The organism is Proteiniphilum sp. (assembly GCF_034927365.1).
Classification (GTDB): domain Bacteria; phylum Bacteroidota; class Bacteroidia; order Bacteroidales; family Dysgonomonadaceae; genus Proteiniphilum.
Map to the genome: position 1 here is coordinate 194063 of NZ_JAYFQD010000010.1, position 26652 is coordinate 220714.

Annotated in this window: 20 protein-coding genes; 11 read left to right on the forward strand and 9 right to left on the reverse strand. The window is 43.3% G+C overall.

Going from position 1 to position 26652, the window contains the following annotated elements:
* Positions 1-124: 124 nt before the first annotated feature.
* Positions 125-1432: a mechanosensitive ion channel family protein gene (locus VB073_RS07965; RefSeq protein WP_323403626.1), complete on the reverse strand. Its 1308-nt coding sequence runs from the start codon at positions 1430-1432 to the stop codon at positions 125-127.
* A gap of 261 nt (positions 1433-1693) precedes the next feature.
* Here VB073_RS07965 and VB073_RS07970 point away from each other — a divergent pair, with 261 nt between their 5' ends.
* The 5 genes from VB073_RS07970 (at position 1694) to metA (ending at position 7219) form a co-directional block, all read left to right on the forward strand.
* On the forward strand, positions 1694-2896 hold the full coding sequence (locus VB073_RS07970; RefSeq protein ID WP_323403627.1) for a saccharopine dehydrogenase family protein: 1203 nt from the start codon (positions 1694-1696) through the stop codon (positions 2894-2896).
* 112 nt (positions 2897-3008) lie between these two features.
* Positions 3009-4514: a CotH kinase family protein gene (locus VB073_RS07975; protein ID WP_323403628.1), complete on the forward strand. Its 1506-nt coding sequence runs from the start codon at positions 3009-3011 to the stop codon at positions 4512-4514.
* 93 nt (positions 4515-4607) lie between these two features.
* On the forward strand, positions 4608-5534 hold the full coding sequence (pyrB, locus tag VB073_RS07980) for an aspartate carbamoyltransferase (RefSeq protein WP_323403629.1): 927 nt from the start codon (positions 4608-4610) through the stop codon (positions 5532-5534).
* A gap of 139 nt (positions 5535-5673) precedes the next feature.
* On the forward strand, positions 5674-6126 hold the full coding sequence (pyrI, locus tag VB073_RS07985) for an aspartate carbamoyltransferase regulatory subunit (RefSeq protein ID WP_323403630.1): 453 nt from the start codon (positions 5674-5676) through the stop codon (positions 6124-6126).
* 157 nt (positions 6127-6283) lie between these two features.
* Positions 6284-7219 (forward strand): homoserine O-acetyltransferase MetA, encoded by a 936-nt coding sequence (gene metA, locus VB073_RS07990; RefSeq protein ID WP_323403631.1) that lies wholly within the window; start codon positions 6284-6286, stop codon positions 7217-7219.
* Between the two features lie 19 nt (positions 7220-7238).
* On the opposite strand, the gene VB073_RS07995 is transcribed toward metA, so the two are convergent.
* On the reverse strand, positions 7239-8444 hold the full coding sequence (locus VB073_RS07995; RefSeq protein ID WP_323403632.1) for a lactonase family protein: 1206 nt from the start codon (positions 8442-8444) through the stop codon (positions 7239-7241).
* A gap of 361 nt (positions 8445-8805) precedes the next feature.
* Between VB073_RS07995 and VB073_RS08000 the strand changes: the two genes are divergently transcribed.
* Positions 8806-9246: a DUF5606 domain-containing protein gene (locus tag VB073_RS08000; protein ID WP_323403633.1), complete on the forward strand. Its 441-nt coding sequence runs from the start codon at positions 8806-8808 to the stop codon at positions 9244-9246.
* Positions 9243-10085, forward strand: coding sequence for a phosphatidate cytidylyltransferase (locus VB073_RS08005; RefSeq protein WP_323403634.1), 843 nt, complete (start codon positions 9243-9245; stop codon positions 10083-10085). Before VB073_RS08000 ends, VB073_RS08005 begins: the two co-directional genes overlap by 4 nt.
* Positions 10086-10156: 71 nt before the next feature.
* On the opposite strand, the gene galE is transcribed toward VB073_RS08005, so the two are convergent.
* From galE to VB073_RS08020, 3 genes are all read right to left on the reverse strand, one after another.
* Positions 10157-11188: a UDP-glucose 4-epimerase GalE gene (gene galE, locus VB073_RS08010; RefSeq protein ID WP_323403635.1), complete on the reverse strand. Its 1032-nt coding sequence runs from the start codon at positions 11186-11188 to the stop codon at positions 10157-10159.
* Between the two features lie 92 nt (positions 11189-11280).
* Positions 11281-14520: a S41 family peptidase gene (locus VB073_RS08015; RefSeq protein ID WP_323403636.1), complete on the reverse strand. Its 3240-nt coding sequence runs from the start codon at positions 14518-14520 to the stop codon at positions 11281-11283.
* Positions 14521-14690: 170 nt separating this feature from the next.
* Complete coding sequence (locus VB073_RS08020) at positions 14691-16028, reverse strand: 6-bladed beta-propeller (RefSeq protein ID WP_323403637.1); 1338 nt, start codon at positions 16026-16028, stop codon at positions 14691-14693.
* Between the two features lie 159 nt (positions 16029-16187).
* Between VB073_RS08020 and VB073_RS08025 the strand changes: the two genes are divergently transcribed.
* Positions 16188-17177 carry a GNAT family N-acetyltransferase gene (locus VB073_RS08025; RefSeq protein WP_323403638.1) on the forward strand — a complete coding sequence of 330 codons (990 nt, stop codon included), beginning with the start codon at positions 16188-16190 and terminating at the stop codon, positions 17175-17177.
* Between the two features lie 64 nt (positions 17178-17241).
* On the opposite strand, the gene VB073_RS08030 is transcribed toward VB073_RS08025, so the two are convergent.
* Complete coding sequence (locus VB073_RS08030; RefSeq protein WP_323403639.1) at positions 17242-18021, reverse strand: patatin-like phospholipase family protein; 780 nt, start codon at positions 18019-18021, stop codon at positions 17242-17244.
* Between the two features lie 220 nt (positions 18022-18241).
* Entirely contained in the window at positions 18242-18973 is a 732-nt protein-coding gene (locus VB073_RS08035) for a lysophospholipid acyltransferase family protein (RefSeq protein WP_416349516.1), read from the reverse strand.
* Between the two features lie 254 nt (positions 18974-19227).
* Between VB073_RS08035 and VB073_RS08040 the strand changes: the two genes are divergently transcribed.
* Complete coding sequence (locus tag VB073_RS08040; RefSeq protein WP_323403641.1) at positions 19228-19512, forward strand: hypothetical protein; 285 nt, start codon at positions 19228-19230, stop codon at positions 19510-19512.
* A 20-nt stretch (positions 19513-19532) separates the two neighbouring features.
* On the opposite strand, the gene VB073_RS08045 is transcribed toward VB073_RS08040, so the two are convergent.
* Positions 19533-20924, reverse strand: a complete 1392-nt coding sequence (locus tag VB073_RS08045; protein WP_323403642.1) for an NfeD family protein — start codon at positions 20922-20924, stop codon at positions 19533-19535.
* 95 nt (positions 20925-21019) lie between these two features.
* On the opposite strand from VB073_RS08045, the gene VB073_RS08050 reads away from it, so the two are divergent.
* On the forward strand, positions 21020-21466 hold the full coding sequence (locus VB073_RS08050) for a 2-amino-4-hydroxy-6-hydroxymethyldihydropteridine diphosphokinase (RefSeq protein ID WP_323403643.1): 447 nt from the start codon (positions 21020-21022) through the stop codon (positions 21464-21466).
* Between the two features lie 83 nt (positions 21467-21549).
* On the opposite strand, the gene VB073_RS08055 is transcribed toward VB073_RS08050, so the two are convergent.
* Entirely contained in the window at positions 21550-23751 is a 2202-nt protein-coding gene (locus tag VB073_RS08055) for a RelA/SpoT family protein (protein WP_323403644.1), read from the reverse strand.
* 220 nt (positions 23752-23971) lie between these two features.
* Between VB073_RS08055 and VB073_RS08060 the strand changes: the two genes are divergently transcribed.
* Positions 23972-26533 carry a beta-mannosidase gene (locus tag VB073_RS08060; RefSeq protein WP_323403645.1) on the forward strand — a complete coding sequence of 854 codons (2562 nt, stop codon included), beginning with the start codon at positions 23972-23974 and terminating at the stop codon, positions 26531-26533.
* Positions 26534-26652: the final 119 nt, after the last annotated feature.

Sequence of the window (26652 nt, forward strand, 5' to 3'; positions counted from 1 at the left end):
CTTACAACTTTTTAGACCTTCCAGATTCAATTAAATTGTACTATTAACAATATAGTTACTGTTAGGGGATACAAAAGTACATGATTTTTTCTAAATAAACCACAAACGGGTAAAAATAACCCGCTTAATGGTTTTTCCCGGTCCCTTCAACCCCTTTGTTTATAACAGGACTGGAGATATCCTCATACAGCTCAAGGTCGAAATACCGGGTTGCCGCTGTGACATGATCAAAGATATCCGACACAATTTCTTCATATTGCACCCAAGCAGTAGTAGAAGTAAAAAAATAAAGTTCGAGGGGAAGTCCCTTTGATGTGGGTTGTAACTGTCGCACAATCAACAGTAATTCCTTATGAACTCCAGGATGATTTTTCAGATAATTTTTAACATACTGCCTGTAAAGTCCCATATTGGTCAGATTCCTGCCGTTAATAGATAGCGACTTGTCAACCCCCTTTTCCCGATTGTATTCATTAATATCTTCACTTCTCGAATGGACATAATCAGTGATAAGCCCTATCTTTTCCAGTTCTTTCAACTCATCATCTTTTATAAACCTGATTGTGGACTGTTTCACAAAAACCGAACGCTTCAACCGTCTTCCACCGGTCTCCACCATACCGCGCCAGTTTTGGAACGACTCCGACACCAATGAATAAGGAGGGATAGTGGTGATGGTCTTATCGAAATTCCGGATCTTCACAGTAGTGAGTGATATTTCAAATACATCTCCGTCAGCATCATACTTGGGCATGGTAATCCAGTCACCAATACGTACCATATCATTGGCCGAAACCTGGATACTGGCTACAAATCCCAGAATAGGATCTTTAAATACCAGCATCAGTACGGCAGAAAGTGCACCCAGTCCGGTTAAGATATGTGCCGGTTTTTGTCCGGTAAGGATAGAGAAAAGGACGATAAAAGCGATACAGTAGAGTACAATTTTGATTACCTGAGCATAACTCTCCAATGGTTTATCTCTCATCCTCGGTTTCGTGGAAAGCGTATCGAAAAACGCATTCAGTATAGACATGAGGAGCCATATCACATAAAATATCAGAAAAACATCTACCAGTTTAATGATAAAATCCATTGTCTTGGGGAACTGGTCAAAAATAATAGGAATAGAACCCTTCACCAGACTATAAGGTATCACCATCGCAAGAAAATGGGGGAAGCGTCTTTTAGCAAGATTTTTAGGGAATTCGGCTTGGGATATTTTCTCAAAGCGGATGAGGATATTCTTCAGGATAATACGGGTAAAGTATTGTAACACAAATACCAGCACAATCAACACGATCAACAGGATGATCATATTAATATATTTAGCCCAACTATCGGTAACTCCAAAGTTTTTTAATAATTCAAGGGACCAATCGCTAATAGCATTGGTCGAACGCGATATTTGCTGAATGTTTTCTTCGTTCATAGGATTATCTATTTTTTTGTGAGCGAATACAGTACGCAGCACTTATCAGACAAAGATATAATTTTTAACTAAATTCCCCAAACTATTTCTCCCTTTTCCTTGGTATTCCCCCGTCCCCCAGTCTCCCTTATCATTTATCAGACGAAGCATCTCGTTTTTCAAAGAATAATCGTATATTTGCCAAGGCAGTTCGTACTCCGACATGAGTAGATGAAAGAATTGTTATCAAAATAATTATATCTAAATAACTTAACGAGGAATATGGGAAAAGTACTGATCATCGGTGCCGGCGGTGTAGGAACAGTGGTGGCCAATAAAGTGGCGCAAAACAGTGATGTATTCACTGATATTATGCTGGCAAGCCGTACCAAGAGCAAATGCGATGCGATTGCAGAAGATGTGAAACGTCGTACAGGTGTAGCGATACAAACAGCAAAAGTGGATGCCGACAGCGTACCAGAATTGGTCGAATTATTCAATGAATATAAGCCCGAATTGGTGATTAATGTTGCGTTGCCCTATCAGGATCTGACCATTATGGATGCCTGTCTCGAATGTGGCGTACATTATCTCGATACAGCCAATTATGAGCCGAAAGATGAAGCCAAGTTCGAGTACAGATGGCAGTGGGCCTATAAGGAGAAGTTCGAGAAAGCCGGATTGACAGCCATTCTTGGTTGCGGATTCGACCCCGGTGTGACAAGTATCTTTACCGCGTATGCCGTCAAACATCATTTCGATGAGATCCACTATCTCGATATCGTAGACTGTAATGCGGGTGATCACGGCAAAGCATTCGCAACCAACTTCAATCCGGAAATCAATATACGCGAGGTAACCCAAAAGGGCAAGTATTGGGAAAACGGACAATGGGTGGAAACCGAGCCACACGAGATCCATAAACCGCTAACCTACCCAGAAATCGGTCCTAAAGAATCGTATGTGATCTATCACGAAGAGTTGGAATCGCTGGTGAAGAACTTTCCTACTCTCAGGCGGGCACGCTTCTGGATGACTTTCGGACAGGAGTACCTCACGCACCTGCGGGTGATACAGAACATCGGTATGGCACGTATTGACGAGGTGGAATACAACGGACAAAAAATCGTTCCTATCCAGTTTCTGAAAGCGGTACTCCCCGATCCGGGTGAACTGGGAGAGAACTACACGGGTGAAACGTCTATCGGTTGCCGTATAAAAGGTATGAAGGATGGTAAAGAACGCACCTACTATATTTATAATAATTGCAGCCACCAAGAGGCTTATAAAGAGACCGGCGCCCAGGGAGTAAGTTACACTACCGGTGTACCTGCTACGATTGGCGCGATGATGTTCATGCAGGGCATTTGGAAGAAACCGGGCGTATTCAACGTGGAAGAATTTAATCCGGATCCGTTCATGGAGCAACTTAACAAACAGGGATTGCCCTGGCACGAACAGTTCGACATAGATCTGGAAGTATGACTGGCACCTTGCTTATAACGCTTGGTTATATCTCATGAAAAACGCGACAGGAAAAATAATTCCTGTCGCGTTTTATATAAATAATAATTACTAATTAAAAAAGAACTCTATCATGCAAAAAGTATTTTTAAAATCACAGCTCATTCTTATCCTTATTTTAATTCTCAGCGGATGTAAAGATGAACAACCACCCGTTGAAGAAATTGTATTAAGTGGTGATAAAGAGCTACTGGAATATAAACTGGAAGCGTCACTCAATCCTGTTCTATCCGATGGAGATATCATAGGAAAGATCCAGGGAGGGAAAATAGAACTGCAACTACCTTACGGACTTGATGTCACCAAACTGATTGCCACTTTTTCATACAAAGGAGAAAAGATTCTGGTCGGTGAAAAGGAACAGGTATCGCGCACCACACCTAATAACTTCAAGAATGCGGTTACCTATGCGATTATTGCTGAAGATGAAAGCAAAATCGAATATAAAGTGACCATTACGTACTCTCCTCCCATTCCGCATATATACATTACTACTGAAAACGGAGTGGAGATCGCCACGAAAGATGACTATGTAAATGCCAATGTCACCATCGAAGCCAATGGATGGGGAGAAGACTACTCGGGCAAAACACAGATCAAAGGTAGGGGTAACACTACCTGGGGCATGCCCAAGAAACCCTACCGTCTTAAACTGGATAAAAAATCGTCCCTACTCAATTTGGCAGAAGAAAAAGACTGGGTGCTTCTTGCGAATTACATCGATCCTACATTGATGCTCAATTCTGTAGCTTTCAAGATCGGGCAGATGATCGAACTGAAGTTCACCAATCATGCCATTCCCGTCGACCTGACCCTGAACGGCAAGTACGTAGGTAGTTACCTTTTCACTGAACAGGTTGAATTATCTTCAAGCCGGGTGAATATTAACGACAAAAAAGGAGTTTTATTGGAACTGGATACCAACTACGACGAAGATTTCAAATTTTATTCCAATAACTATAAGTTACCTGTAATGGTAAAGGATCCCGACGTGGAATCCGATGAACAATTCCAACAGATCAAAAGCGATTTTCATCGGTTTGAAGATGCATTGGCATCACCATTGTTTCCCAACAACAACTACAAGGACTTTATAGATGTAGAATCAGTAGTTAAATTCCTGATTATCTATAATCTCACACACAACATGGAGCTCAATCATCCCAAAAGCACTTATATGTATAAAGATGAAGGAGGTAAATATACAATGGGGCCGATTTGGGATTTCGATTGGGCTTACGGTTACGAAGGGCCAATGAAGCACTTCACCACCCAGCGTCCATTTCTCGAGAAATTCGGTCATACAAATGCGACAGGCTATGATTTCTTTTCCCGTTTCTTAGAGGATCCCAAAGTTGTCCAATTATACAAAGATACCTGGAGGCAGTTTCATAGTACAAAGAAGAGAGAGCTACTTGATTATATTGATTGGTATGCAGACAGGATAAAGGAATCGAAAAAGAATGATTACAACATATGGAAAAACGAAACTCCGTACTTTGAGAGTTCTGTCAGCGCGTTAAAGAAATGGCTCGAGGATAGATTCCAATACATAGACGAAGAAGTATCTTCCCTTTGATAAAATTCACTGCCCGAACTATTTTATTTTTATGGTAAAACCTTTCAGGAAGTAGTAAAAATAGCTATTTTTGTAATCATAAATTCCATAAGGATGAAATCCAAAAGTTTAGTCAATATAGGTGATTACGACAGAGACGATATCTATCGTATCCTCAAAAGCGCCTCCCGGTTCAAACAGAACCCGGATCGTAATTTGCTACAGGGAAAAGTGTGCGCCACTCTTTTTTTCGAGCCCTCTACACGTACACGTCTCAGTTTTGAGACTGCGGTCAACCGCCTCCGTGGTCGTATCATTGGCTTTTCCGACTCGGCAACCAGCAGCTCTACCAAGGGAGAGTCGCTCAAAGACACTATTATGATGGTAAGCAATTATGCCGACCTCATCATCATGCGCCACCATCTGGAAGGATCGGCCCGTTATGCCTCCGAGATATCGCCCGTACCGGTGATCAACGCCGGCGATGGTTCCAATCAGCATCCCACACAAACGATGCTCGACCTATTTACCATCTACGAAACGCAAGGAACACTCGAAAACCTCACGATTACTATCGTGGGTGACCTGAAATACGGCCGTGCAGTACATTCACTTATTCAGGGACTCTCCTACTTCAATCCCACGTTTAATTTCGTGGCACCTGAAGAGTTGCACATCCCCGATAAATACAAGACATTCTGCGACAACAAAAATATTCCTTACAGGGAATTCAAGGAATTTTCTCCCGAAGCAATTAACAGTGCCGACATCCTATACATGACCCGCGTACAGAAAGAACGCTTTACCGACTTGATGGAGTATGAGAAAGTAAAGAACATTTACATCCTTCATAACCATATGTTGGAAGATTCCAAGAAGAATCTGAAAGTACTACATCCCCTCCCGAGGGTAAAAGAGATCGATCAGGACGTGGATGATAATCCGAAAGCATATTACTTTGAGCAGGCAAAAAATGGCATGTACACTCGTCAGGCCATCATTTGTGATTTAATGGGAATCACAGATAATGTGTCAATGTGAATAATGTGGGAAGCTCCCTGAATCCCTAGGTACTCAGGTATAGTTGGTAATTAGTTCCTATATTTGAAATAGGAAAAGACGGATAGGTAGCCCAATAAAAAAGCTATATCATTTTAGTTAATTGGTAATTAAAAGAATTATGGGAAAAGAATTACAGGTTGCAGCACTCGAGAATGGTACGGCCATTGACCATATACCCAGTGATGCTGTTTTCAAAGTGGTTTCACTACTTCAATTACAGAAATTGAACAACCGGATCACTATCGGGAATAACCTAAAAAGCAGTAAGATGGGATCTAAAGGAATCATCAAAGTATCGGATAAGTTCTTCCGTGAAGATGAACTCAACCGTATTGCTTTGATAGCGCCCAATGTGAATCTGAATATCATCCGGAATTTTGAGGTGGTAGAGAAGAAAAAAGTGATATTACCCGATGAGATTGTTGAGATCGTGAAATGTAACAATCCCAAATGTATCAGCAATAACGAACCGATGAAAACCCGGTTTCATGTGACAGATAAAGAGAAGGTAGAACTTCAGTGCCACTATTGCGAAATAAAGATCAAAAAGGAAGACATTGTGCTTCAATAGATATTCAGTTGATATTCAATAGCAATTACGTATGAAGTACAAATAACAGCGAAGCTGAATAACGTGAGCAAAGCGAACGAATAACTACAGAATAACATGCGAAGCATGAATAACTATTGAATAACGGCGAAGCTAAACAACAATAATTAATGCATTTATGCCCGTCAATTTACCCGAAAAATTACCAGCGATTGAGATATTAAAGAAGGAGCATATTTTTGTAATGGACGACTTACGTGCATCCACGCAAGATATACGCCCCTTAAGAATATTGATTCTCAACCTGATGCCGGTAAAAATAACAACAGAGACAGATCTCATACGGCTTCTGTCTAACTCTCCGCTCCAGATAGAGATTGAATTTCTTGGATTATCCACACATACGCCCAAGAATACACCTATCGAACATCTCATGTCGTTTTATACAAGGTTTCCCAAAATAAAAAATAGTTATTACGACGGGATGATCATTACTGGTGCACCGGTAGAGATGCTTCCTTTTGAAGAGGTGAAATATTGGAAAGAGTTTACGCAAATATTAGATTGGGCACGCACACATGTAACCTCCACTTTTTACATCTGTTGGGGTGCACAGGCGGCACTGCAACATTTCTATGGTATCAACAAGTATCCATTGGATAAAAAGCTCTTCGGCGTTTTCAGTCACAGAGTAAACGATCCCTCATTTCCTCTCTTTCGCGGTTTTGATGACGAATTCTATGCACCCCACAGCAGGCACACCACTATTCTGGCTGATGAGATAAGAAAACACCCCTCACTGACTATCCTCTCCGAGTCGGAGGAAGCAGGCGTGTATATTGTTTCATCCCGTGGAGGAAGGGAGTTTTACGTGACCGGCCATTCCGAGTATTCACCCCTTACCCTGCACAAGGAGTATATCCGCGACATGGAGAAGGGGATGGATTCCGTGGTATTACCCAAGAACTACTACAGGAACAACGATCCAAATCAACTACCATTAGTACAATGGCGATCACATGCTAACCTTTTATATATAAACTGGTTAAACTATTTTGTGTATCAAGCCACTCCTTTCAATATCTCGGAAATTGCACATCTCGGTGAGCTGTAAACCTGAATAAATAAAGGATTTACCGGTTAACAGCATTTCCTGCAAACTTCAGACAGACCGGTTTCCCGAGAGATATATCCTTATGAGTATCGGTAAGCAATCCTGTTTCGTCATCGATACGGAACACCTGTATCTTATTATCATCCCTGGCAGCCACCAAAAGGAACTTTCCGTTGGGAGAAATGACAAAATTACGCGGATGCTTTCCGGTCAGCTGATAACCTGCTTTTACAAGTGTCCCGTCGTTAGAATTGATTGAAAAGATGGCGATGCCGTCGGCTTGAAGCCGATTTGAAGCATAAAGAAAGCGGCCATCGGGTGAGACATGGATATCGGCGCTCCCTCTGGCGCCGGTTGTATCGGCAGCAATCACCTGTTTCTGGATCAACTCTCCGAAAGAATAATCAAAGACAATCACTTCACCCGACAACTCACCCAACAGATAGAGGTATTTTCCCCCATCGGGATGGAAATCGAAATGACGTGGTCCGGTTCCTGCCGGTATCAAAAATTCTTTCATGCTACTATCTAATAAACCAGGCTGTCCCTCAAAGGGCGTATCGTTTACGTTGAAGCGGTAGAGTTTGTCGCTTCCCAAATCGGCTGCAAACAGATATTGGCCATCGGGAGAATACCTCACGCTATGCAGATGGGCGCTTTCCTGCCGGACGGAGTCCGGACCCGATCCCTTGAAGTGCTTCAATACTATGGCAGAAGTAAGCGTGCCATCTTCTTTCACCTGAAACGAAGCAATACTTCCTCCTCCATAGTTGGCTGTATGCACATTCTTTCCTTTACCGTCCACCGTAATATAACAGGGAGCACTACTATTTACCGGCTTGGAGTTTATTAACTTCATCTTCCCGTTACGTTTATCGAATGAGAAAGCATGTACAGCACTGTTCGTTCCGTCGTTTTCACTCACCGCATAGATAAATCGTTTATCGGGACTCGGGGTGAGGTAGGACGGATTTTCGACCTCTATCATGCTGATTGCATCGGAATCGCCCGTATCCGTATCGAAACGATATACAAATATCCCTTTACTACCCTCGTTGGAAGTGTAGGTCCCGGCTAATAGAAAGAGATCCCCTCCGCTGGTCTCCTCCACGGACACTTCTTCCCCCTCCGATATGTTACGCTCATCTGTCTTTTCCGGGCGGTTTCCGGTACATGAAACCAATAAAGCTGCTACCACCGCTGTCATTACTATATTTTTAATCATCGTTGCTACATTTATCATATCAAAAAAATCATCATTTATCGAACGAAACACATCGCCAAAGGTAGTACCTTGTGAAACACTTTATCCGTTATCTTGCAAAGCACACTATCTCACAGCCCCCTCTGGATTTACGAAAGTAACCTATTTTTCTTAAACAGATTCCTTTTCCCCAAAAAAAATCAACCTATCGGCATTCCTTGTCCCGGCTAGTCAGAATTGGCGCATCAGCATATTGGCACATTGGCATATTGGCATATTGGCATATTGGCAAATCTAAAATTAAATTTGCTAATGTGGCGTGGACTCCGTATTTTTGCACCATCAAAAAAATTAAAACCCGGTAGCAAAACAAGAATAGAATATGTTGTCAGAAATTTTATCGATCACCGGCCGTCCCGGTTTATACAAACTTATCTCCACCAATAAAAATATGAATATTGTTGAGTCGCTTGCCGATGGAAAACGTGTTCCCGTATACGCTCAGGAAAAAGTTGTAGCTTTGAGCGATGTATCTATCTACACCCAAAATGGAGACACACCTTTGCGGGACGTATTAAAAAAAATAAAGGAAAAAGAGGAAGGTAAGCAGGTCTCTCTGGGATCCAAATCATCCAGTAAACAACTCTTCGCTTATCTTGAAGAGGTACTGCCCGACTATAGTAGGGACAGTGTTTATGCCGGTGACATAAAGAAACTGATTTCGTGGTATAATATTCTTACAACACACAATATCGATCTGGAAGAAACAGAAAAGTCGGGGGATAGTACCCCTGATGATTCCGAGACACAACCGAAGGAATGAACATAAAAGATATCTTCACCCGTGCGGGAGCCGGTACCATCTACATCCTGGTCATACTTCTGGGTTTGTTGGGGGGGCGGTTTTCATTTCTTGCTGTTTTCGGAGCCATACTGGCTGCCGGGCTATTCGAATTTTACCGTATGGTAGAGAAAGACACTTCCCATGCAATCAGCAAAATATTCAATATCCTGTCGGGGGTTATCATCTTTATATCGGTATTTCTCTACCTGGAGAATATCAATACCTATCTCCTACCCATCTCTGTCCTCACTTATCTACTGATACTGATCGCTTCGGCCATTTTCCTGCGCAGGGATGATATCTTCCATGGTATCATTTATTCGGTCTTTGGGCAGTTCTATATTACGATGCCATTGGGTTTACTCATGCTCATCTCCTATTCACTTCAACCCGATATTGCAGCAGGAAATGCGTACGACTGGGTTCCGGTGCTGGCTCTGTTTGTATTCCTTTGGGTCAACGATACGGCAGCCTATTTCATCGGATCTCTCATTGGCAAGCACAAACTCATCGAACACATCTCACCCAAAAAATCGATAGAAGGTTTTATCGCCGGGATCTGTTTCACTATGCTCGCATCCCTGATCTTCGATTGGCTCTATCCCGGTTTTTCTGTAATATTCTGGATGGGATTCGGCGTAATAGTATCGCTATTCGGGACGCTGGGCGACTTGTTCGAATCGCTTATCAAACGTACTTGTAAAGTAAAGGATGCCGGTGACCTGATCCCCGGACATGGAGGCATACTCGACCGGATTGACAGTCTCTTAGTGGCTGTTCCTGCCGTTTTCCTCTATTTTATCCTGTTCCTGCAATAAAAGAAAAACGGCCGGCATAAAATAATCCGATAAGAAGATCAATGTTGCCGGCCGAATCACTATTTTCTATCTTACATCGCCCCTTTTTCCCGTAAACGCTGTTGCCATTTCCAGGCCGAAGCCATGGTATCTTCGATGGTTTCTACCGCTTTCCAGCCCAATACGTTATTGGCCTTGTCGGGTTGAGCCCAGATTTGTTCAATATCGCCTTCCCGACGTCCGACAATTTTATAATTCAGCGGCTTACCGGATACTTTCTCGAATACCTTGATCAACCCTAACACCGAGAGTCCTGTTCCCGTTCCCAGATTAAATATCTCGACCTTGTCGTCCGACTTGTCTTCAAGCATGCGCTCAACAGCGATCACATGCGCTTTGGCCAAATCCACCACATTAATGAAATCACGGATACAAGAGCCGTCGGGAGTATTGTAATCATCGCCAAATACACTTAATTGCTGCCGTATGCCAATCCCGGTCTGGGTGATGTAAGGGACTAAATTCTGCGGTACGCCTAAAGGCAATTCGCCGATCTCTGCCGACGGATGGGCGCCGATAGGATTAAAGTAACGAAGGATAATGCTTTTGATGGGAGCGCCCGAATGTACAAAATCCTGTATGATCTCTTCATTGATCTGCTTGCTATTGCCATAGGGGGATGTAGCCGGTTTCACCGGGGCATTCTCATCAATCGGATTGGTATCGGGTTCCCCATAAACGGTACATGACGAAGAGAAGACAATTCCCTTCACGTTATGCTGCGGCATTAACTCCAGCAGGTTGATCAACGATACCAGGTTATTACGGTAATACATCAACGGTTTTTCCACCGATTCGCCCACCGCCTTGCTGGCCGCGAAATGAATAATCCCGTCGAAGCTGTATTTCCTGAACAATGCCTTCATCGCCGCAAGATCGGTACAATCGAGTTTATCAAAAATAGGACGCTTACCGGTAATCCGGGTGATACCCTCCAGCACATCGGCATTGGAATTGGAAAGATTATCCACAATCACCACTTCATATCCGGCCTGTTGCAACTCAACCACCGTATGTGAACCAATGTACCCGGTTCCTCCTGTTACAAGAATTTTTTTTGACATAAGAATTTATTAATTATCAATTACTGATTATGTTAAAACTCAGAAATTAGAAGTTGGACTTCAACAATTGAACGTTTCAACAATTCAACGCTTCAACGTTTTAACAACTCCTCCACAGCCCTTTTCAGTTGGAGATCATCCCCACTCAACAGGGATTCGGGCGTATTATAGACTTCAATATCAGGTTCCAATTGGTTATTTTCCATTGGTATACCCTTCATATCTACTACCGTTACTTGCGGGATACCGAATACCAGCGAGGGATCGATCTGAGATTCCCACCATACGGCTGTCATGGTGCCCGGCACGGGAGCACCGACCAGCTTTCCGATACCCAGTTCCTTATAAACCCAGGGGAATCCATGTGCATTGGAGTAGTTGCTCTCTCCCATCAAAACGATGGAAGGCTTGGTCCATTTATTGAAAGGATCACTACCGATATACTCTCCACGGGGTGCAAACCGCTGATACTCCTTACCACTTAGCAGGGTTGCCAGATCGTCATGCAACCATCCTCCACCGTTAAAGCGGGTATCAATTACAACCGCCTCTTTATTCCGGTATTTTCCGAGTAGATTCAGATAAACATCCCTGAAACTATCGCTATTCATTCCCCGGATATGGACATAGCCAATCCGTCCACCGGAGTATTTCTCCGTAAGCTCTTCCCGTTTTTCTACCCAACGGTTATATAACAACTCATTTTCTTGTCCATATGAAATGGGTTTCACGATCTCTTCGAACCGATCTCCTTCACCGGGTGTGTAGGCTGTAATTACGACCGGTTTTCCTGCCTTTCCGTCAAGTAAATGCCACCATGTCTTCCCCGCTGCTATCAGTTCACCGTCAATCTTCTCGACGATCACACCGGGTTTCAGCTTCGATTTTGCCTTGATCAGAGGGCTTCCTTTCATGATCTCTTTGATCTTCAATCCCTCTCCTTGATAGATATCATCCCAGAATACACCCAGAGTAGCTGTCGGCCAGCCACTACCCGGAGATGAGTACCGGGCACCGGTATGAGATCCGTTCAGTTCACCTAACATCTCCGACAGCATCTCGGCGAAGTCGAAATTATTATCGATATGCGGCAGGAATCTGCGGTATGCCTCACCATACATCTTCCAGTCCACGCCATGTAAATTCTTATCGTAGAACTTGTCTTTCACCTGTTTCCATGCGTGATCAAAGATATAGGCCCTTTCAGCAGCACCACGGTAATTAAATGGAGCGGAAAACGACACATCTGTCACTCTTCCGTTGTCTATTTTCTTTATCCGCCCCTGCGATACCAGATAGAGATTCTTCTCATCCTTATCGGGCATCAACAAACCGTATCCCACGTCTTTACTCAACAGTTTGGTACTGTTTTCCAGGAAATCCTGCTCCCATAAATCCACCCCTTTCTCGAAACTGGCAAGATAGTAGAGTTTGGAACCGTCTTTATTGAGATAGGCATCCGATAGATTGGAAGAATGGCGTGTCAACCGCACCACTCTGTGACGGCGATTATCGAGATCGAAAACAAGCGATTCCACTGTTTTGGTTGAGTCTTTGTCAACTTTCGATCCATCTTTTCCATCTTTATTTTCTTTTTTATCCTTGCTATCAGCTTTCTTATCCGAATCCTTCGACTCCTTCTCCATCTCTTTTTTCAATGCGCGCTCTTCCTTATTGAGTTGGAAATCATCATAAGCATCGGGAGTGAGAAACATCAGATAAGCATCGCGATGTGCTCCCCAGCTACCATGGCTACGATACCCCGCCCTATCGGAGAAGAACAGGATCGCCTTGCCATCCAGTGTCCATTTAGCCCGCACATCGGTATATCCGCTAAGAGTGAGATTCGTGATTTCCCCGCTACCGTCCGCTTTTATCAATGCGACATCCTTATTGTTCCATCCTCCGTTATCGATATAATCCGAGAGTATCCATTTGCTGTCGGGCGACCACTGAAACCACTGGTCTCCGTCACTGTAAGAATAATTGTATTTGGCATCCATCACCTTCCTCGACTTCCTGGTTTCCAGATTGAGCACATAGATCGCGGAACGGTCTTCCAGATAGGCGATCTCCTTCCCGTCGGGTGAAAACAGGGGTTGGAACGAAGGAACATCGGTATCGGTCAGCTTGGTCTCTTTCAACTCCCGCGCATAACAGAAATATTTATCCTCTTTACGCGCTAACTCCGAACAATAGATATTCCAGGTATTCCCGCGTTCTGCCGAATAGATGAGTGAACGGCCGTCGGGACTGAAATCCACATCCCGCTCCTGCTCGGGAGTATCCGTAATTCTTTTGGTAGTACCAAATTCTACGGAGGTAACAAACAGATCTCCGCGGGCAATGAAGGCGATCTCCTTTCCGCTTGGTGAGACAGCAATACTCCTGGCTCCAGTGGTAAGGGTCTGGGGAACCATCTCCCTTTCAAAATTATCGGAGATGACGCTTACATTTATTTTACGGGGTTTTTCACCCTTTTTCATATGATACAATTCCCCGTCGAAAGAAAAACAGAGATTATCATTCCTGTCGGCAGAGAGAAACCGTACGGGATGTTGTTTGAAGTTTGTCAGTTGCACCGGGGTCCCACCGTCAACTCCGGCACGATAAATATTGAATGTTCCGTCCTGTTCACTCAGGTAATAAAAGCTTTTCCCGTCGGACGACCAAACCCCGTTGCGGTTCTCTCCCTTAAAAGAGGTGAGTTTCCGGTGGGTTTTCTTCTTACTGTCGTATAACCATACATCACGTGTAATGGATGAGGTGTGGTGTTTTCTCCACGCATCTTCATAACCTTTCCTGTCGGTATAGAGCCAAAGGTTGTCATTCTGCGCTATATCTTCCATATGGGTGGGAGATACCATTTTCGGCCGGTCGCCACTCAGTGTTACGGTATAGATCTGATTAAACAATCCGATCGGAAACTGTTGGCTTTCCTGTGCCGGTTGAATATAGGCACTGAACAGTATGGTACTGTCGTTTTGAAATCCCTCGGGATACTCATTGGCGGAATGGGATGTGATTCGCCTGGTCTGTGCGTTTTGCAGTGTCACCACGTATACATCAAAATTTCCCTCCCGGTTGGAAGAGAACGCCAGTTTATCTCCCTTGGACGACCAAACGGGATGTGTATCGTAGGAAGCATGGGAGGTGACTTGTGCAGCCTTTCCACCTGAAACAGGTACGATAAATATATCTCCCTTATAAGTAAAAGCCACCGTAGAACCGTCCGGAGAGATTACACTATTACGGAGCCACAGGGGGGATTCCTGACCATATATCAAAAAAACGGCCAGTAAAAAAAACGAAGAAACCAGGATTTTTCTCATCGAATTATTCTTTTTTTGTTTGTCAGACCTTATAATCTACAAAATTACATAAAATTTATAAGACCTGAAGCCATACAGATGGAAACTAATTTATGGAATCCAATAGTATTTGTAGGTTTGTCAGATATTGATACGTAAATCATTTTTCCGTTATAAAGATTTGTTTTTTATCATTGTTTAAATTTACCGTAAAACAACAGGCTGCAATCATCATCCAAATCAGTTTCTTCGATTAGTTGCTGTAGTTCTTCCAACTTTTTACTGTTTTTGGATGATAATGATCCCTTATCCACCTTTTCGATCTTCTCTGCAATATTGCTCCCAAAATCAATCAACCCAAAATAACCATAATAGCATCTGGCAAGAATACGGTATTGATCCAATAATATTCCTTCCGGAGTTATGAACCCATCAAAATGGCATCCTTTCAATGTTCGCTTGTCAATAATCATTTTGGGTGTATGATATTCATCTTGACCGGGGAAAGTTTCAGTTCCAATTTCAACTATAAAGTGCTTGGGAAGTTCAAAGATAAATATAGCTATTGACTGATCTACCATATTACTCATACGAAATCTTGGAATCAACCTGTTTTCCTGCTCACTGTAATGGTAAAGGTATTCATTCGTATTTCGACGCTCCACCTTGAAATATTCGATATTGGGTGTATGAAACCTCGTTATGGTCGCCTCTGTGGTAACGGGATTCTCTTCGTAGTAATCGGACTTTTTACATCCCTGTATCATGTTTCCCTGAAAATCCTGTATCCAGACCGAATATGTTACTCCAATCCATGGACTATTAGCAAAAATCAGTTTTCCCTGCTCTCGGTCAGGCAGGAATGCACTACCTATGACAGATTCTTCCTGAAGTGGAATCGGGGGATAATGATTTCCCTCGAAATCGTACAACAAGAGACGGGTTGCCGAATGAGTCAGGACATATATCCGGTCGGATTTTTCATCCATGTATACATTGTCTACCGACTGGTATTCTCCGGGACCCTGACCGATTTTGCCTATATTTCGGATATATTTCCCCTGTTTATCATATAACTTCAATGGCATTTGAGAACCCCAAAAAACAGCAATATACTGTTCTCCTACTATATGGTCCGGAAGCCTCTCTCCTATGAGCCCTTCCTCATTTTCATTGTCCATCTTGAGGATGGTGAAGTCGGTAAGCAACTCATCCAACGGAACATTTTTTTTCTGATTAATCCTATTGAAATCACAGACAATCACACTGTCTCCGTTAACGACTTCAATTGCTGCAACAACATCACAGTCATCCAGAAAGGAAGTACCCCCTCCCGGTTGTGACTGATGGGAATTACAAGCCAAGAGCGTTATTATAGATATTGATACGATATATTTCTTCATTACCCTCCAAGAAGAGAAAAATCGGCTGTTGTAAAACTTTTTGTCATACCGGTTGCTTATCGGTGTAAATGAAAATAGTTCGGGAGATAGTAGGTTTTCAGATTGATTTGATGTATTTTCGCTCATGGAAAAGTTTTTTTGTATTTGCTTTTACTAGACATTACAAATATCATAGAATATTCTGTTATTCAAAATAACAATAAACTTTTCTTCTTATTGTGAATAATTCGGACTAAAGCATCCTGAACAATTTTTGTTCAAATGGGTTTTGGGTTTATACAAATTATGGGATATAGTATAAAAACATATTATCGTAAAGAAGATCTTCCCCCCATGGTGGAGGAAATCAATTTTTTCCATAGCCCTTCGTCATTTGACTGGTATGCCAACAGTCCCACCTATACCCCATTGATGCTGGTCGCTTTTGAAGATGATGAGCCGGTAGCCGCCATGTTTGCCGTGATAGTACGAATCAATCGTTTCCTCAGAGGCAAACTTTTTAAAAGATGCTTCATCTCCCAACAACCAGCTTTCTTCAAAAGAAAACTACCCCAGATAGAGATATTCGACGCCTTGATTACACATCTGGTGAAAGAGGTACGCAACCGTGTTTTTCTGATCCGTTACGAGAATCTGGCGAATGCCATCTTCGGCTATAAGGGATTTCGCGAAAACGGATTCTACTCTGTGAAATGGATCAATATCCGCAATTCCCTCCAACGCAAACGAAAAATATGGGACCAACTCTCCAGAACAAGAAAAAACCAGGTCAATAAGGCATTAAAAAAAGGTATCGCACTGGAAGAGTTCACTTCTGAAGGGAAGTTACCGGAGATTTACAAGCTGATCAGGGATACGAACCACAAAAAAGTATCACGCCGTTTCCCTCCCTATCAATATTTCGAGAATTTTTTCCACCATTATGTCCGGAAAGGTAAAGGAAAAATATTGCTTGCCCGCCATCAGGGTAAAATCATAGGAGGTATCATCCTGGGATTCGAGAAAAGAGAGACGGTTTATTGCCTCTACTATTGGGGAAAATCGAAGCGGTATAAATTACTCTACCCTACTATTTTCATCATTTACCAGGCGATGCAGGTATCGGAAAACAAGGGTTTTAATTATTTCGATTTTATGGATGTCAACTTTCTGAATAAAAATGCCGGCCGCTCCCGATTCCTGCTCCAGTTCGGAGGTAAGCAGCGCGCCACAAGACGCTGGTACCGTTTCAATTGGGGATTGCTCAACTTCTTTGCCCACCGCATCTACGATTGAAAGTATTTCGCTCACTCAATATCGGATGAATAACAGATTGGGATATGAAAGAGCAACTGCTATTTCAATCATCACTATCAATCGTTTGCAATACTCTACGGGTAGCTTTCGCCCCCTCTTCCACCAATTCTGTGTACTTTTTAAAGTTGAAAATACTATAATCACCCACGGGAACTTCGATCATAAGATCAGGTTTGTTTTCGATGCAACTTTTCCTGATATTGGTTTGCACAATCATGGCTGCCGAATCCATGAGAAGAGAGAATTTATTGTAGGTCTTTAACTCCTTCTTTTTTGCTCCTACTGACACACCCACTAAAATATCATCAGTAGTCCGTGAAACCCTATCCAGCGGTAACGGATTCAGAATCCCACCGTCAATTAAACTCATACTATTGAATTCATACGGTTTGAAAATAAAAGGAAGGGAAATGGATGCCCGCAAAGCATCAATAATTCTCCCCTCACGAAAAACTACCTCCTGTTGATTGATAATATCGACAGCAACTGCGGTATAGGGGATTCTAAGGTTTTCAATCCTGGTATCAGAAAATATATCTTCCATCTTTTTATACAATTTGACTCCTCTGATAACACCTTTTCGATGCAGGCAGAAGTCGATGAAACGGAAGATACTCCTATTACTGATACTGGAAAGAACCTCTTTGCATTCGTTCCAATAACCTGAAGCATATGCTGCACCCACAACAGCACCCATGGAGCAACCCGCAACTGAGGAGATGATGTAATTTTGCCTGATTAACTCTTCTATAACCCCTATATGAGCCAATCCCCTCGCACCACCGGTGGCTAACACCAACGCTACTTTTTTCTCGCCGCTCATAGTTAAATAAATTTAAATCAAGAATATTTCCTGTCAGATTATTTGGAAAAACAGAAGATACCCATTATTTTTGCAACGTGTTTTTCATGGTATTAGATTTAAGGTTAACAATGAAGATTGGTTGTCGTGAGACAACCATTTCTTTTTATATACAGTCTTGATTATTCCATAAACTTTTTCGGATTTATCCCAACTTTTCTTACAAAAAACGAATTACTCTCTATTTATATTTCTCCCACAGTCCCGTGTAGATAGCATCCCTGGTTTCCTCTATCAGTGCAGGTATCTCTGATTCTGTAAGGGATTCCGTGGGTATGGGTGGATGAATCACAAGTTCCATCTTTCCCGGCTTGAGACGAAAACCATCTCTTTTGAGCACATCATAAGCACCATTGATAGTCAGCGGCACCACCGGCAATTTCAAATCGTGGGCCACATAATAAGCCCCCCGTTTAAATTGCCCCATTGCCCCACTCCTGGTGCGTGCACCTTCAGGAAAAATCACCATGGATACGCCATCCACAATTTGCTCTTCTGCCTTTTTAAGCGAAGCTGCCCGTAATTTGGGATTGGTGTTATCGACAAACACGTGCCCTGCTTTTTCTGATGCAAACCCCACAAACGGGATCTTTCGCAAACTCTGCTTTTGCATCCATTTCACATTCTGATTAAGGAAACCATATACCAGGAAAATATCAAATGCACTCTGATGATTGGCTACAAAGACATACGACTGGCGAGGATTCAAGTTCTCATGGCCTTTTGTCTTTATCCGGCATAAGGCCAGCCAACAAGTCAGTCTTGACCACCACTTGGGAGGATAATAACCCCAGAACTTACTCCCAAAGAGAGGAGCCATCAACATTACCGTCAACGCCGTAATAATAGTAATAACAACAAAGATCGGCACAAATATGAGCCATTGATACAAAAAAGCAAGTATATTTTTCACCACCATTCAATTTTAGCACGATTAATCTCTTGTAGGAATACCGATCATCTGACGGTCATCTCGCCCACATCAACGGAAACTTTTTCACAAAAATATACATTTTGAGTATTGTATTGAGATAAATTGCCACTTTTTTATGCGACATTCTCTCTTTTTTGCTCACTTCAAAATTTTATCTCGATTTATTTCCTTCTTTGTTGAATTTTGTGTTTATTTGCGTGGATAGAGATTAACAACATTATTATTATAAACTCTTGAAAGATTTAGCACGAAACGTCGGGATATGGGTGATGCTCTTAGGCGTCGCTTTTTTGGTAGTTCCTTTTTTTACGGGCACAACCAACAATACCAATTTGCTTATTGGATTGGTACTGGTGATTGAAGGGTTCCTGGGGCATATCTATGTGAATAATATGAAGAAAGGGACTTTAGCAAGTACCCTCTTCTGGATAATCATCCTGTTAGTCATTCCTTTTACCCTCTTCTTCCTTTCAAAGAAACTGGCCTATACGGAAGAGGATATGGCAGCTTATAACTGACAGATACAATCATCATTCCTTTACACCTTCTCCCTACGGACTACATATAACTGGAAATTTTCGTACCGCTTAATGGCCACCTCATCCCCTTTATTTATAAAGCCTTTCAATGAGATGGCATCGTAAAATTCGCCGTCCACATTAACTCTTCCGGAAGGACGAAGATCGGTTGCCGCAATCCCTATCCTGCCTACTAAAGATATCGGCTCCATCGGTACGGAAATATAACCTTCCTGATCGGCGTGTAATGCAGCGAACTGCAGGAAACCCGGCTTACCAATCCGGCCGGACAAATAAACGATAAGCGCTATCCCCATCCCGGTGCCGCCCAACACGATCATCAATGCCCTGAACATCTCCATGGCAGGCAACCCTTCGAAATTGAATCGAATATTACCAATCAGAGCAAGTACCAATGCCGAAAAGACAAAAAGAATACCCAGGATTCCCGGTATTCCGAAGCCGGGAATGACAAATATTTCAAAAACGATAAAAATAAGCCCCAGCACAAACAGAAGGACTTCCCAATTTTGAGCATAGCCGGTCAGATAGAGGGGTGTGAAATAGAGTATGGCTGCGGTAATGGCTATGGCAGTAGGAAAACCTATGCCGGGCGACTGCAACTCAAAGTAAATGCCGCCTATAATAAACATGATGAGGAACGCCTGCACAATTCCACTCATAAGAAAACCTTTAATCTTGTCATACATAGTAGGATTATAGGTCTCCATGCTATACTCTTTGTACCCGAGATGTGTCACAATCACATCATGCACACTTTCCGCGATCCCGTCACAGTAGCCCAGTTCCATCGCCTGACTGGCTGTAAGGGTAAGTATCTGCGTGGAATCGGCAAAACCGGGTATCACTACTTTCTCATCCACCATAGCCTCGGCAATCATGGGATCGCGCCTCCATTTTGTAATGGTATCCCCGTCCCGGACAATAACCACCTTGCCGTGACTCTCGGCCGTAGCCCGCATAATTCCCCTCATGTAAGACTGATGCTTGTCCATCGCTCTTTCTCCACTGCCACCCTCCACAACCGTAGCCGCACCGATAGAAGCACTGCTACGCATAAAAATACTGTCGCAGGCGATAGATATGAGCGCTCCGGCCGATGCGGCATTATTATCAATAAATACATATACAGGCAGAGACGCATTGAGAATGGCCGTACGCATGGAATCAGCCTCCAATACACCTCCTCCATAGGTATTCATATGTAAAAGCACTGCAGCAGCATCTTTCTTCTTTGCCTCATGAAGACCATTCTGCAAATATATCCATGTGTTACTGCCTATATTCTCCCTGATATTAACGCGGTAGATCACAGGTTTGGCATCTTGTGCCAAAAGATCAAAAGAAAGAATCAGGAAAAAAAGAATCGATATAATTTGAAAATTTTTCATTTTTCACAAGGTTTAATACAACAAAGATAATAGATTTTGCGATTCACTATTCGTTTTAATTTAAAATGTCTATATTTGTAATTCAATTTATCAGTATGAGCACAATTTTATTAAGCATAGGATCAAATACGTTCGCCAAGACCAATATCGATAAAGCAAAGAGAATGCTTTCATTTCTTTTTCCGGATATTGTTTTTAGTGAGCCCATCCTGACTGAACCGGAAGATGACAAGTATGCCTACCTTTTTCGGAATGTGCTTGCCAAAGCCAATACTGAAATGTCGCCGGAAGAAGTCATTGACAAGATCAAACAAACAGAGCGGGCTGTAGGACGAACACCAAGAGATAAATATTTAGGCAGGATGATTATCGATATCGATCTCATCCAGTATGATGGCAGAATTCTCCGTCCCCAGGATTATGAGAGGGATTATGTGCAGCAGCTATTACCCACCCTTCCTGAACCGGGTGTAACCGAGATTAGCACTCCTGCACCTGACACGACGGCAGACTTCGATTCCTTGGAAGAGGAAGATATATGATCTCCATTCTTCCATGCAATCCCTGTATCGTGAGATAAAAGGGACTTTTTTACTTTTTGTCCGTTGATATTTTGCGCATGCAATCAATTCAATCTGGAAACGGATTTTACCCCTTTCACCGCACGTAGTTTTTTAATTAACTGATCAAGCATCGAAGTATCACCCAGCATCACGGCAATATTCCCCTGAAACAGGCCGTCATTCGAATCAATAGTGATCGAACGCATCTGTACCCCTTCCTCTTTCGATATAATTGACATAAGGTTCGCCACTATATTGAGTTGATCGTTCCCTATCACCCTCAATACGATAGTATAATGGGAAGAGCTGGTCTTACCCGACCAGCGTGCTTTCAATATACGATAACCAAAGCGGGAGAAAAGATCGTGTGCATTGGGGCAACTCACACGGTGAATCTTGATTCCCTGGGAGGAGACAAAGCCAAAAATATCATCACCGAAAATGGGATTGCAACATTTTGCCAATTTATAATCCACCCCTGTCAGATTCTGGTCAATAATTAATTCGTCATTACCGGTAATTTCAGGTGAAGGGGTCTTTAAAGTAAACTCCCCGGCGCTCACCGCCGCATGGCTATCACGACCGTCCGAATCCTTGTTTTCCAATTCCAGGTAACGGTCAATCACCCAGTTTACATCAATTTTTTCCGAGGCAATATCTATGTAAAAATCGGTGACGGTCTTATACTTGAGTTTTTTGATCAGTTGCATCAAACGCGGCTCGTCCACCTCGATCTTCCGATTCCTCATCCGACGTAAAAGTGTCTCCTTGGCAATATCGATCTGTTTGCCCGCTTCCTCCTTCAAGAGCTGGCGTATTTTCGTGCGTGCTTTGGATGTCACGGCAAAACTCAACCAGTCCTGCTTGGGTGTTTGGTGCGACGACGTATTGATTGCCACCTGATCGCCGCTTTTGAGGACATACCTGATGGGGACATTTTTCCCGTTCACCCTGCCCGACACACAGGTAGACCCCAGGTTGGAATGTATGGCAAAAGCAAAATCGAGTACGGTAGCCCCTTTAGGTAGTTTAAAGAGATCTCCTTTCGGAGTAAATACGAATATCTCCTCGTCATACAGATCGAGTTTGAAGTCAGTCAGTTTCTGGCTCAGATTGGTCTCGCTGTCCTCCAGTGACTCCCGTAACGAACTCAACCAACTATCGAGTGCTGTCTCCTCTTTTACGCCCTTATACTTCCAATGGGCTGCCAATCCGCGTTCGGCAACCTCATCCATCCGTTTCGACCGGATCTGTACTTCCACCCACTTTCCATTCGGCCCCATCACCGTAATATGGAGCGATTCATATCCGTTACTCTTAGGGATGGAGAGCCAGTCTTTCAGCCGCTTGGGATTCGGCTGGTACATATCGGTAATGATAGAATAGACCTGCCAGCATTGGGCCTTCTCCTGATCGGCATGCGCATCGAGGATTACACGAATGGCAAAAAGATCGTAGATACTCTCGAATTCGATCTTCTGCTTTTTCAGTTTATTATTGATGGAGTGAATGGATTTGGTGCGCCCTTTGATATCATACTTCAATCCCGTTTTATCCAGCCGTTCCTTTACCGGTCCGATGAATTCGCTGATATACTGGTCGCGCGACCGTTTCGTTTCATTCAACTTCCGGGCTATGAAATCATATTGTTCCCGGTCGGTATATTTCAGAGAGAGGTCCTCCAGTTCCGATTTGATGGTATAAAGACCCAACCGGTGTGCCAACGGAGCATAGAGATAAGTAGATTCCACCGACAAGTCTAATTTATCGGAAGCGGATACCTTCCTTGCATCGCGCATACGTTGCAACTGCCGTGCTATCATGATAAATACCACCCGGATATCTTCGGCAATCGAGAGCAGCAACTTGATATAGTTTTCCGACTCTACCGCCGTACGCTTACCACTGAACTGATTCACTTTCTTCAATCCCCGAAGAATACTCTCCACCTCACTGCCGAATAACCGTTCCACTTCATCCGGAGAACAATCTCCCTCCACTACAGGATAAAAAAGCAAAACCGCGCAGACAGCCGGCTGTTTCAGGCCGATCTCTTCAATAATAACGACAGCCGTACGCATAGCCAACACGAGATTATACAATATCTCGTCATCGGCATGCTCTTCCGTTTTTCTAAAAGAACGACTCAACACTCCTTTCAATCCGGACACTTTGGGGAGATCCCACTCCTGTCTAAGGAAGGAATAAAGTCTGCTGTAAAGTTGAAAAAACTCACTACGGTCTATAAAACTGTTCTCACTCATCTGTACTGTCTGGTCGCTTTTGCTCTCACAAATTTATAATTTTCTTTCGAATATATGAGGAGACACAATTAAAAAGTAATACCTATTCAACCTTCTTCACTTTTCCTATTCAGGAACAAATAGCTATATTTGCAGAATATTGGATCCGATCCGGACAGGCTGAAATTTAGTTCGACTTGCCCCCGGCTTTCACTATATATGAAAATCAAATCCGTTTCTTATGAGAAAAATTGTATCTCTTTTATTTTTGCTTGCAATGCCATTTATTTTATCAGCACAGCAAGGGGAAACCCTCTCTTTGAATGAAGGTTGGGAATTCTCACAAATGAATAAAGAGCAGTGGTACGCTGCAGAAGTACCGGGATCGGTACAACGCGACCTGGTGCGGCATAATGTTTTACCTGATCCTTTCTATGGCACCAACGAAAAGAAGGTGCAATGGGTAGAGAATGAAAACTGGAACTTCAGAAAGACTTTTACATTGACAGCCGGTCAGTTGCAATATGATGGTGCGCAACTGTTTTTGGAGGGACTGGATACCCATGCCGACGTGTTTTTGAACGGATCGAGGATACTGCGCTCCGAAAATATGTTTGTCGGGCACAAGATACAAGTGAAACCATTGCTGAAAGAGGGTAAAAACCAGCTTTACATCCGCTTCTATTCACCGGTGCAACTGATGATGCCGGCAAGAGCAACTTTTGGCTATGATTATCCGGCAGGAAACGATCACCGGGATGAGAAGTTAAGCGTTTACAACCGTAAGGCTCCCTATCATTTTGGATGGGACTGGGGTATACGGATCGTCCAGATGGGTCTCTGGAAACCGGTATCACTCAATTTCTACAATGATGCAAGTATTGAAGATTACTATGTAAAACAAACTGCAGTAACGGAACAAGTGGCCAAAATCGAAAATCAAATAGAAATCCACTCCGTTTCTTCAGATCCAATGGAAGCAGTCATATCCGTTGAGTACGGAGTACAAGGTGACGCCGGAGAACAAATTTCAAAAAAAATCACGTTGCAACCGGGAAAAAACCTGATCTCATTGCCATTGGATATCAGTCAACCCAAAAGATGGATGCCTGTACATTGGGGAGAGCAACATCTTTATGATTTCACAGTGAAAATCATGTCAGGTAACCGGGAAATTGCAAAAAAAACGGTACGTACAGGATTGCGTTCCGTACGTCTGGTCCAGGAACCCGATGAACATGGCAAATCGTTTTATGTCGAGGTGAACGGTATACCGCTTTTCGCCAAGGGAGCCAACTATATCCCCGGTGAGATCTTCACCACACAACAGGATGCAACGTACTACGAAAAGGTTTTCGACAATTTCATGGCAGCCAATATGAACTTTGTGCGTGTATGGGGAGGTGGTATCTACGAGAATGAAGAGTTCTACCGGCAGGCCGACAAGAGAGGTATCCTGGTATGGCAGGATTTCATCTTCGGCTGCGTACCCTACCCTTCCGACGACACCTTCCTCTCAAACGTGAAAGAAGAGGCAACCTATAATATCAAACGGCTGCGTAACCACGCATCACTGGCTTTCTGGTGCGGTAACAACGAGATTGAAGAAGCGCTTAACCACTGGGGATGGCAAAGCCAATACCCGAAAGAAGTGATGGATGGATGGTACAAGGGATATAACAAAACATTCCGTGAACTCATCCCGGGGCTGATCAACGAGCTGGATGGCACACGCAGCTATATCCACGGATCGCCCTACAACGGCACCAGCTGGGGTAAACCTGAAGGATTCGCATCGAGCGATGCTCACGACTGGGCTCTTTGGTACGGTCACCTCCCCTTCGAAGGGATGGCGGACCGGTTACCCCGTTTTGCCAGTGAATTCGGCTTCCAGTCGTTCCCCGAAATGAAAACCATCCGCTCTTTCGCTCCGGAAGACCAGTGGAGCCTCGAGAGTGAAGTGATGACAATACACCAGAAAGCATCTACCGGCAACTCCCTTATCAAAAAATACATGGATATGTACTATCACGAACCACGCAACTTCGAAGATTTCGTCTATATCGGCCTGGTGATGCAGGGTAACGGCATGGAAGAATCGGTGGAAGCGATGCGCCGGGGAAGGCCTTACTGCATGGGAGCGCTCTACTGGCAGATCAACGACGACTGGCCAGTGGTTTCCTGGTCGAGTATCGACTACTACAACAACTGGAAAGCGCAACACTACCGGATGCGGGATGTGCTCTCCCCACTCGCCCTGGGAGTAGAGTCTAAAGACGAGAAGTTGAACTACTACACCATGTCGGATTACCTTCAGGATCACAGTAATCTAAAGCTCACCGTACAGGTGATCGACTTTACGACAGGAAAACGGAAAGAATTTACCGAACGCGTCAGTGCCAAAGCCAATGACAGCCACATCGTCAAAACATTCAATATCTCCGAACTGGTAACTGAAACTGAGAAGGCACACACCATGATCCATGCCTTCCTCAGCGACAGCAAAGGAAAAATCATCTCTTCCAAAGATCATTTCTTTTTCTGGCCCAACAAACTGGAGTTACCGGAAACAGAGGTCAAGACAAAGGTGCAATACCAGGATGGTGAGTACAAGGTAACCCTCACCAGCAAAAAACTGGCCAAAGATGTCTTTGTGGAAATACCCATACAAGGCGCACGTTTCAGTGATAACTTCATCGACCTGCTGCCGGGAGAAAAGAGAACGATCATCATTACTTCCCCCGAATTGAGAGCGGCTGATAAAACACCTATCACGGTAAAACACGTGAGGGAGACTTACTAATGTGCTAATGTGTCAATATGCCAATGTGCCAATGTAATGATGAGCTAATGAATCAATGTGATGACTTTGACATTCGGGAAGTAGTGATGATAATATCCCCAGTAATAAGCTTACAATTA

What these genes read in the sequence shown, in the direction of transcription:
- pyrB (WP_323403629.1), top strand. Translation starts at nt 4,608, where the DNA reads ATGAAATCCAAAAGTTTAGTCAATATAGGTGATTACGACAGAGACGAT.
- VB073_RS08000 (WP_323403633.1), top strand. Translation starts at nt 8,806, where the DNA reads ATGTTGTCAGAAATTTTATCGATCACCGGCCGTCCCGGTTTATACAAA.
- galE (WP_323403635.1), bottom strand. Translation starts at nt 11,188, where the DNA reads ATGTCAAAAAAAATTCTTGTAACAGGAGGAACCGGGTACATTGGTTCA.
- VB073_RS07975 (WP_323403628.1), top strand. Translation starts at nt 3,009, where the DNA reads ATGCAAAAAGTATTTTTAAAATCACAGCTCATTCTTATCCTTATTTTA.
- VB073_RS08025 (WP_323403638.1), top strand. Translation starts at nt 16,188, where the DNA reads ATGGGATATAGTATAAAAACATATTATCGTAAAGAAGATCTTCCCCCC.
- VB073_RS07970 (WP_323403627.1), top strand. Translation starts at nt 1,694, where the DNA reads ATGGGAAAAGTACTGATCATCGGTGCCGGCGGTGTAGGAACAGTGGTG.
- VB073_RS07995 (WP_323403632.1), bottom strand. Translation starts at nt 8,444, where the DNA reads ATGATTAAAAATATAGTAATGACAGCGGTGGTAGCAGCTTTATTGGTT.
- VB073_RS08050 (WP_323403643.1), top strand. Translation starts at nt 21,020, where the DNA reads ATGAGCACAATTTTATTAAGCATAGGATCAAATACGTTCGCCAAGACC.
- VB073_RS08030 (WP_323403639.1), bottom strand. Translation starts at nt 18,021, where the DNA reads ATGAGCGGCGAGAAAAAAGTAGCGTTGGTGTTAGCCACCGGTGGTGCG.
- VB073_RS08045 (WP_323403642.1), bottom strand. Translation starts at nt 20,924, where the DNA reads ATGAAAAATTTTCAAATTATATCGATTCTTTTTTTCCTGATTCTTTCT.
- VB073_RS08015 (WP_323403636.1), bottom strand. Translation starts at nt 14,520, where the DNA reads ATGAGAAAAATCCTGGTTTCTTCGTTTTTTTTACTGGCCGTTTTTTTG.
- VB073_RS08055 (WP_323403644.1), bottom strand. Translation starts at nt 23,751, where the DNA reads ATGAGTGAGAACAGTTTTATAGACCGTAGTGAGTTTTTTCAACTTTAC.
- VB073_RS08005 (WP_323403634.1), top strand. Translation starts at nt 9,243, where the DNA reads ATGAACATAAAAGATATCTTCACCCGTGCGGGAGCCGGTACCATCTAC.
- VB073_RS07965 (WP_323403626.1), bottom strand. Translation starts at nt 1,432, where the DNA reads ATGAACGAAGAAAACATTCAGCAAATATCGCGTTCGACCAATGCTATT.
- metA (WP_323403631.1), top strand. Translation starts at nt 6,284, where the DNA reads ATGCCCGTCAATTTACCCGAAAAATTACCAGCGATTGAGATATTAAAG.
- pyrI (WP_323403630.1), top strand. Translation starts at nt 5,674, where the DNA reads ATGGGAAAAGAATTACAGGTTGCAGCACTCGAGAATGGTACGGCCATT.
- VB073_RS08060 (WP_323403645.1), top strand. Translation starts at nt 23,972, where the DNA reads ATGAGAAAAATTGTATCTCTTTTATTTTTGCTTGCAATGCCATTTATT.
- VB073_RS08020 (WP_323403637.1), bottom strand. Translation starts at nt 16,028, where the DNA reads ATGAGCGAAAATACATCAAATCAATCTGAAAACCTACTATCTCCCGAA.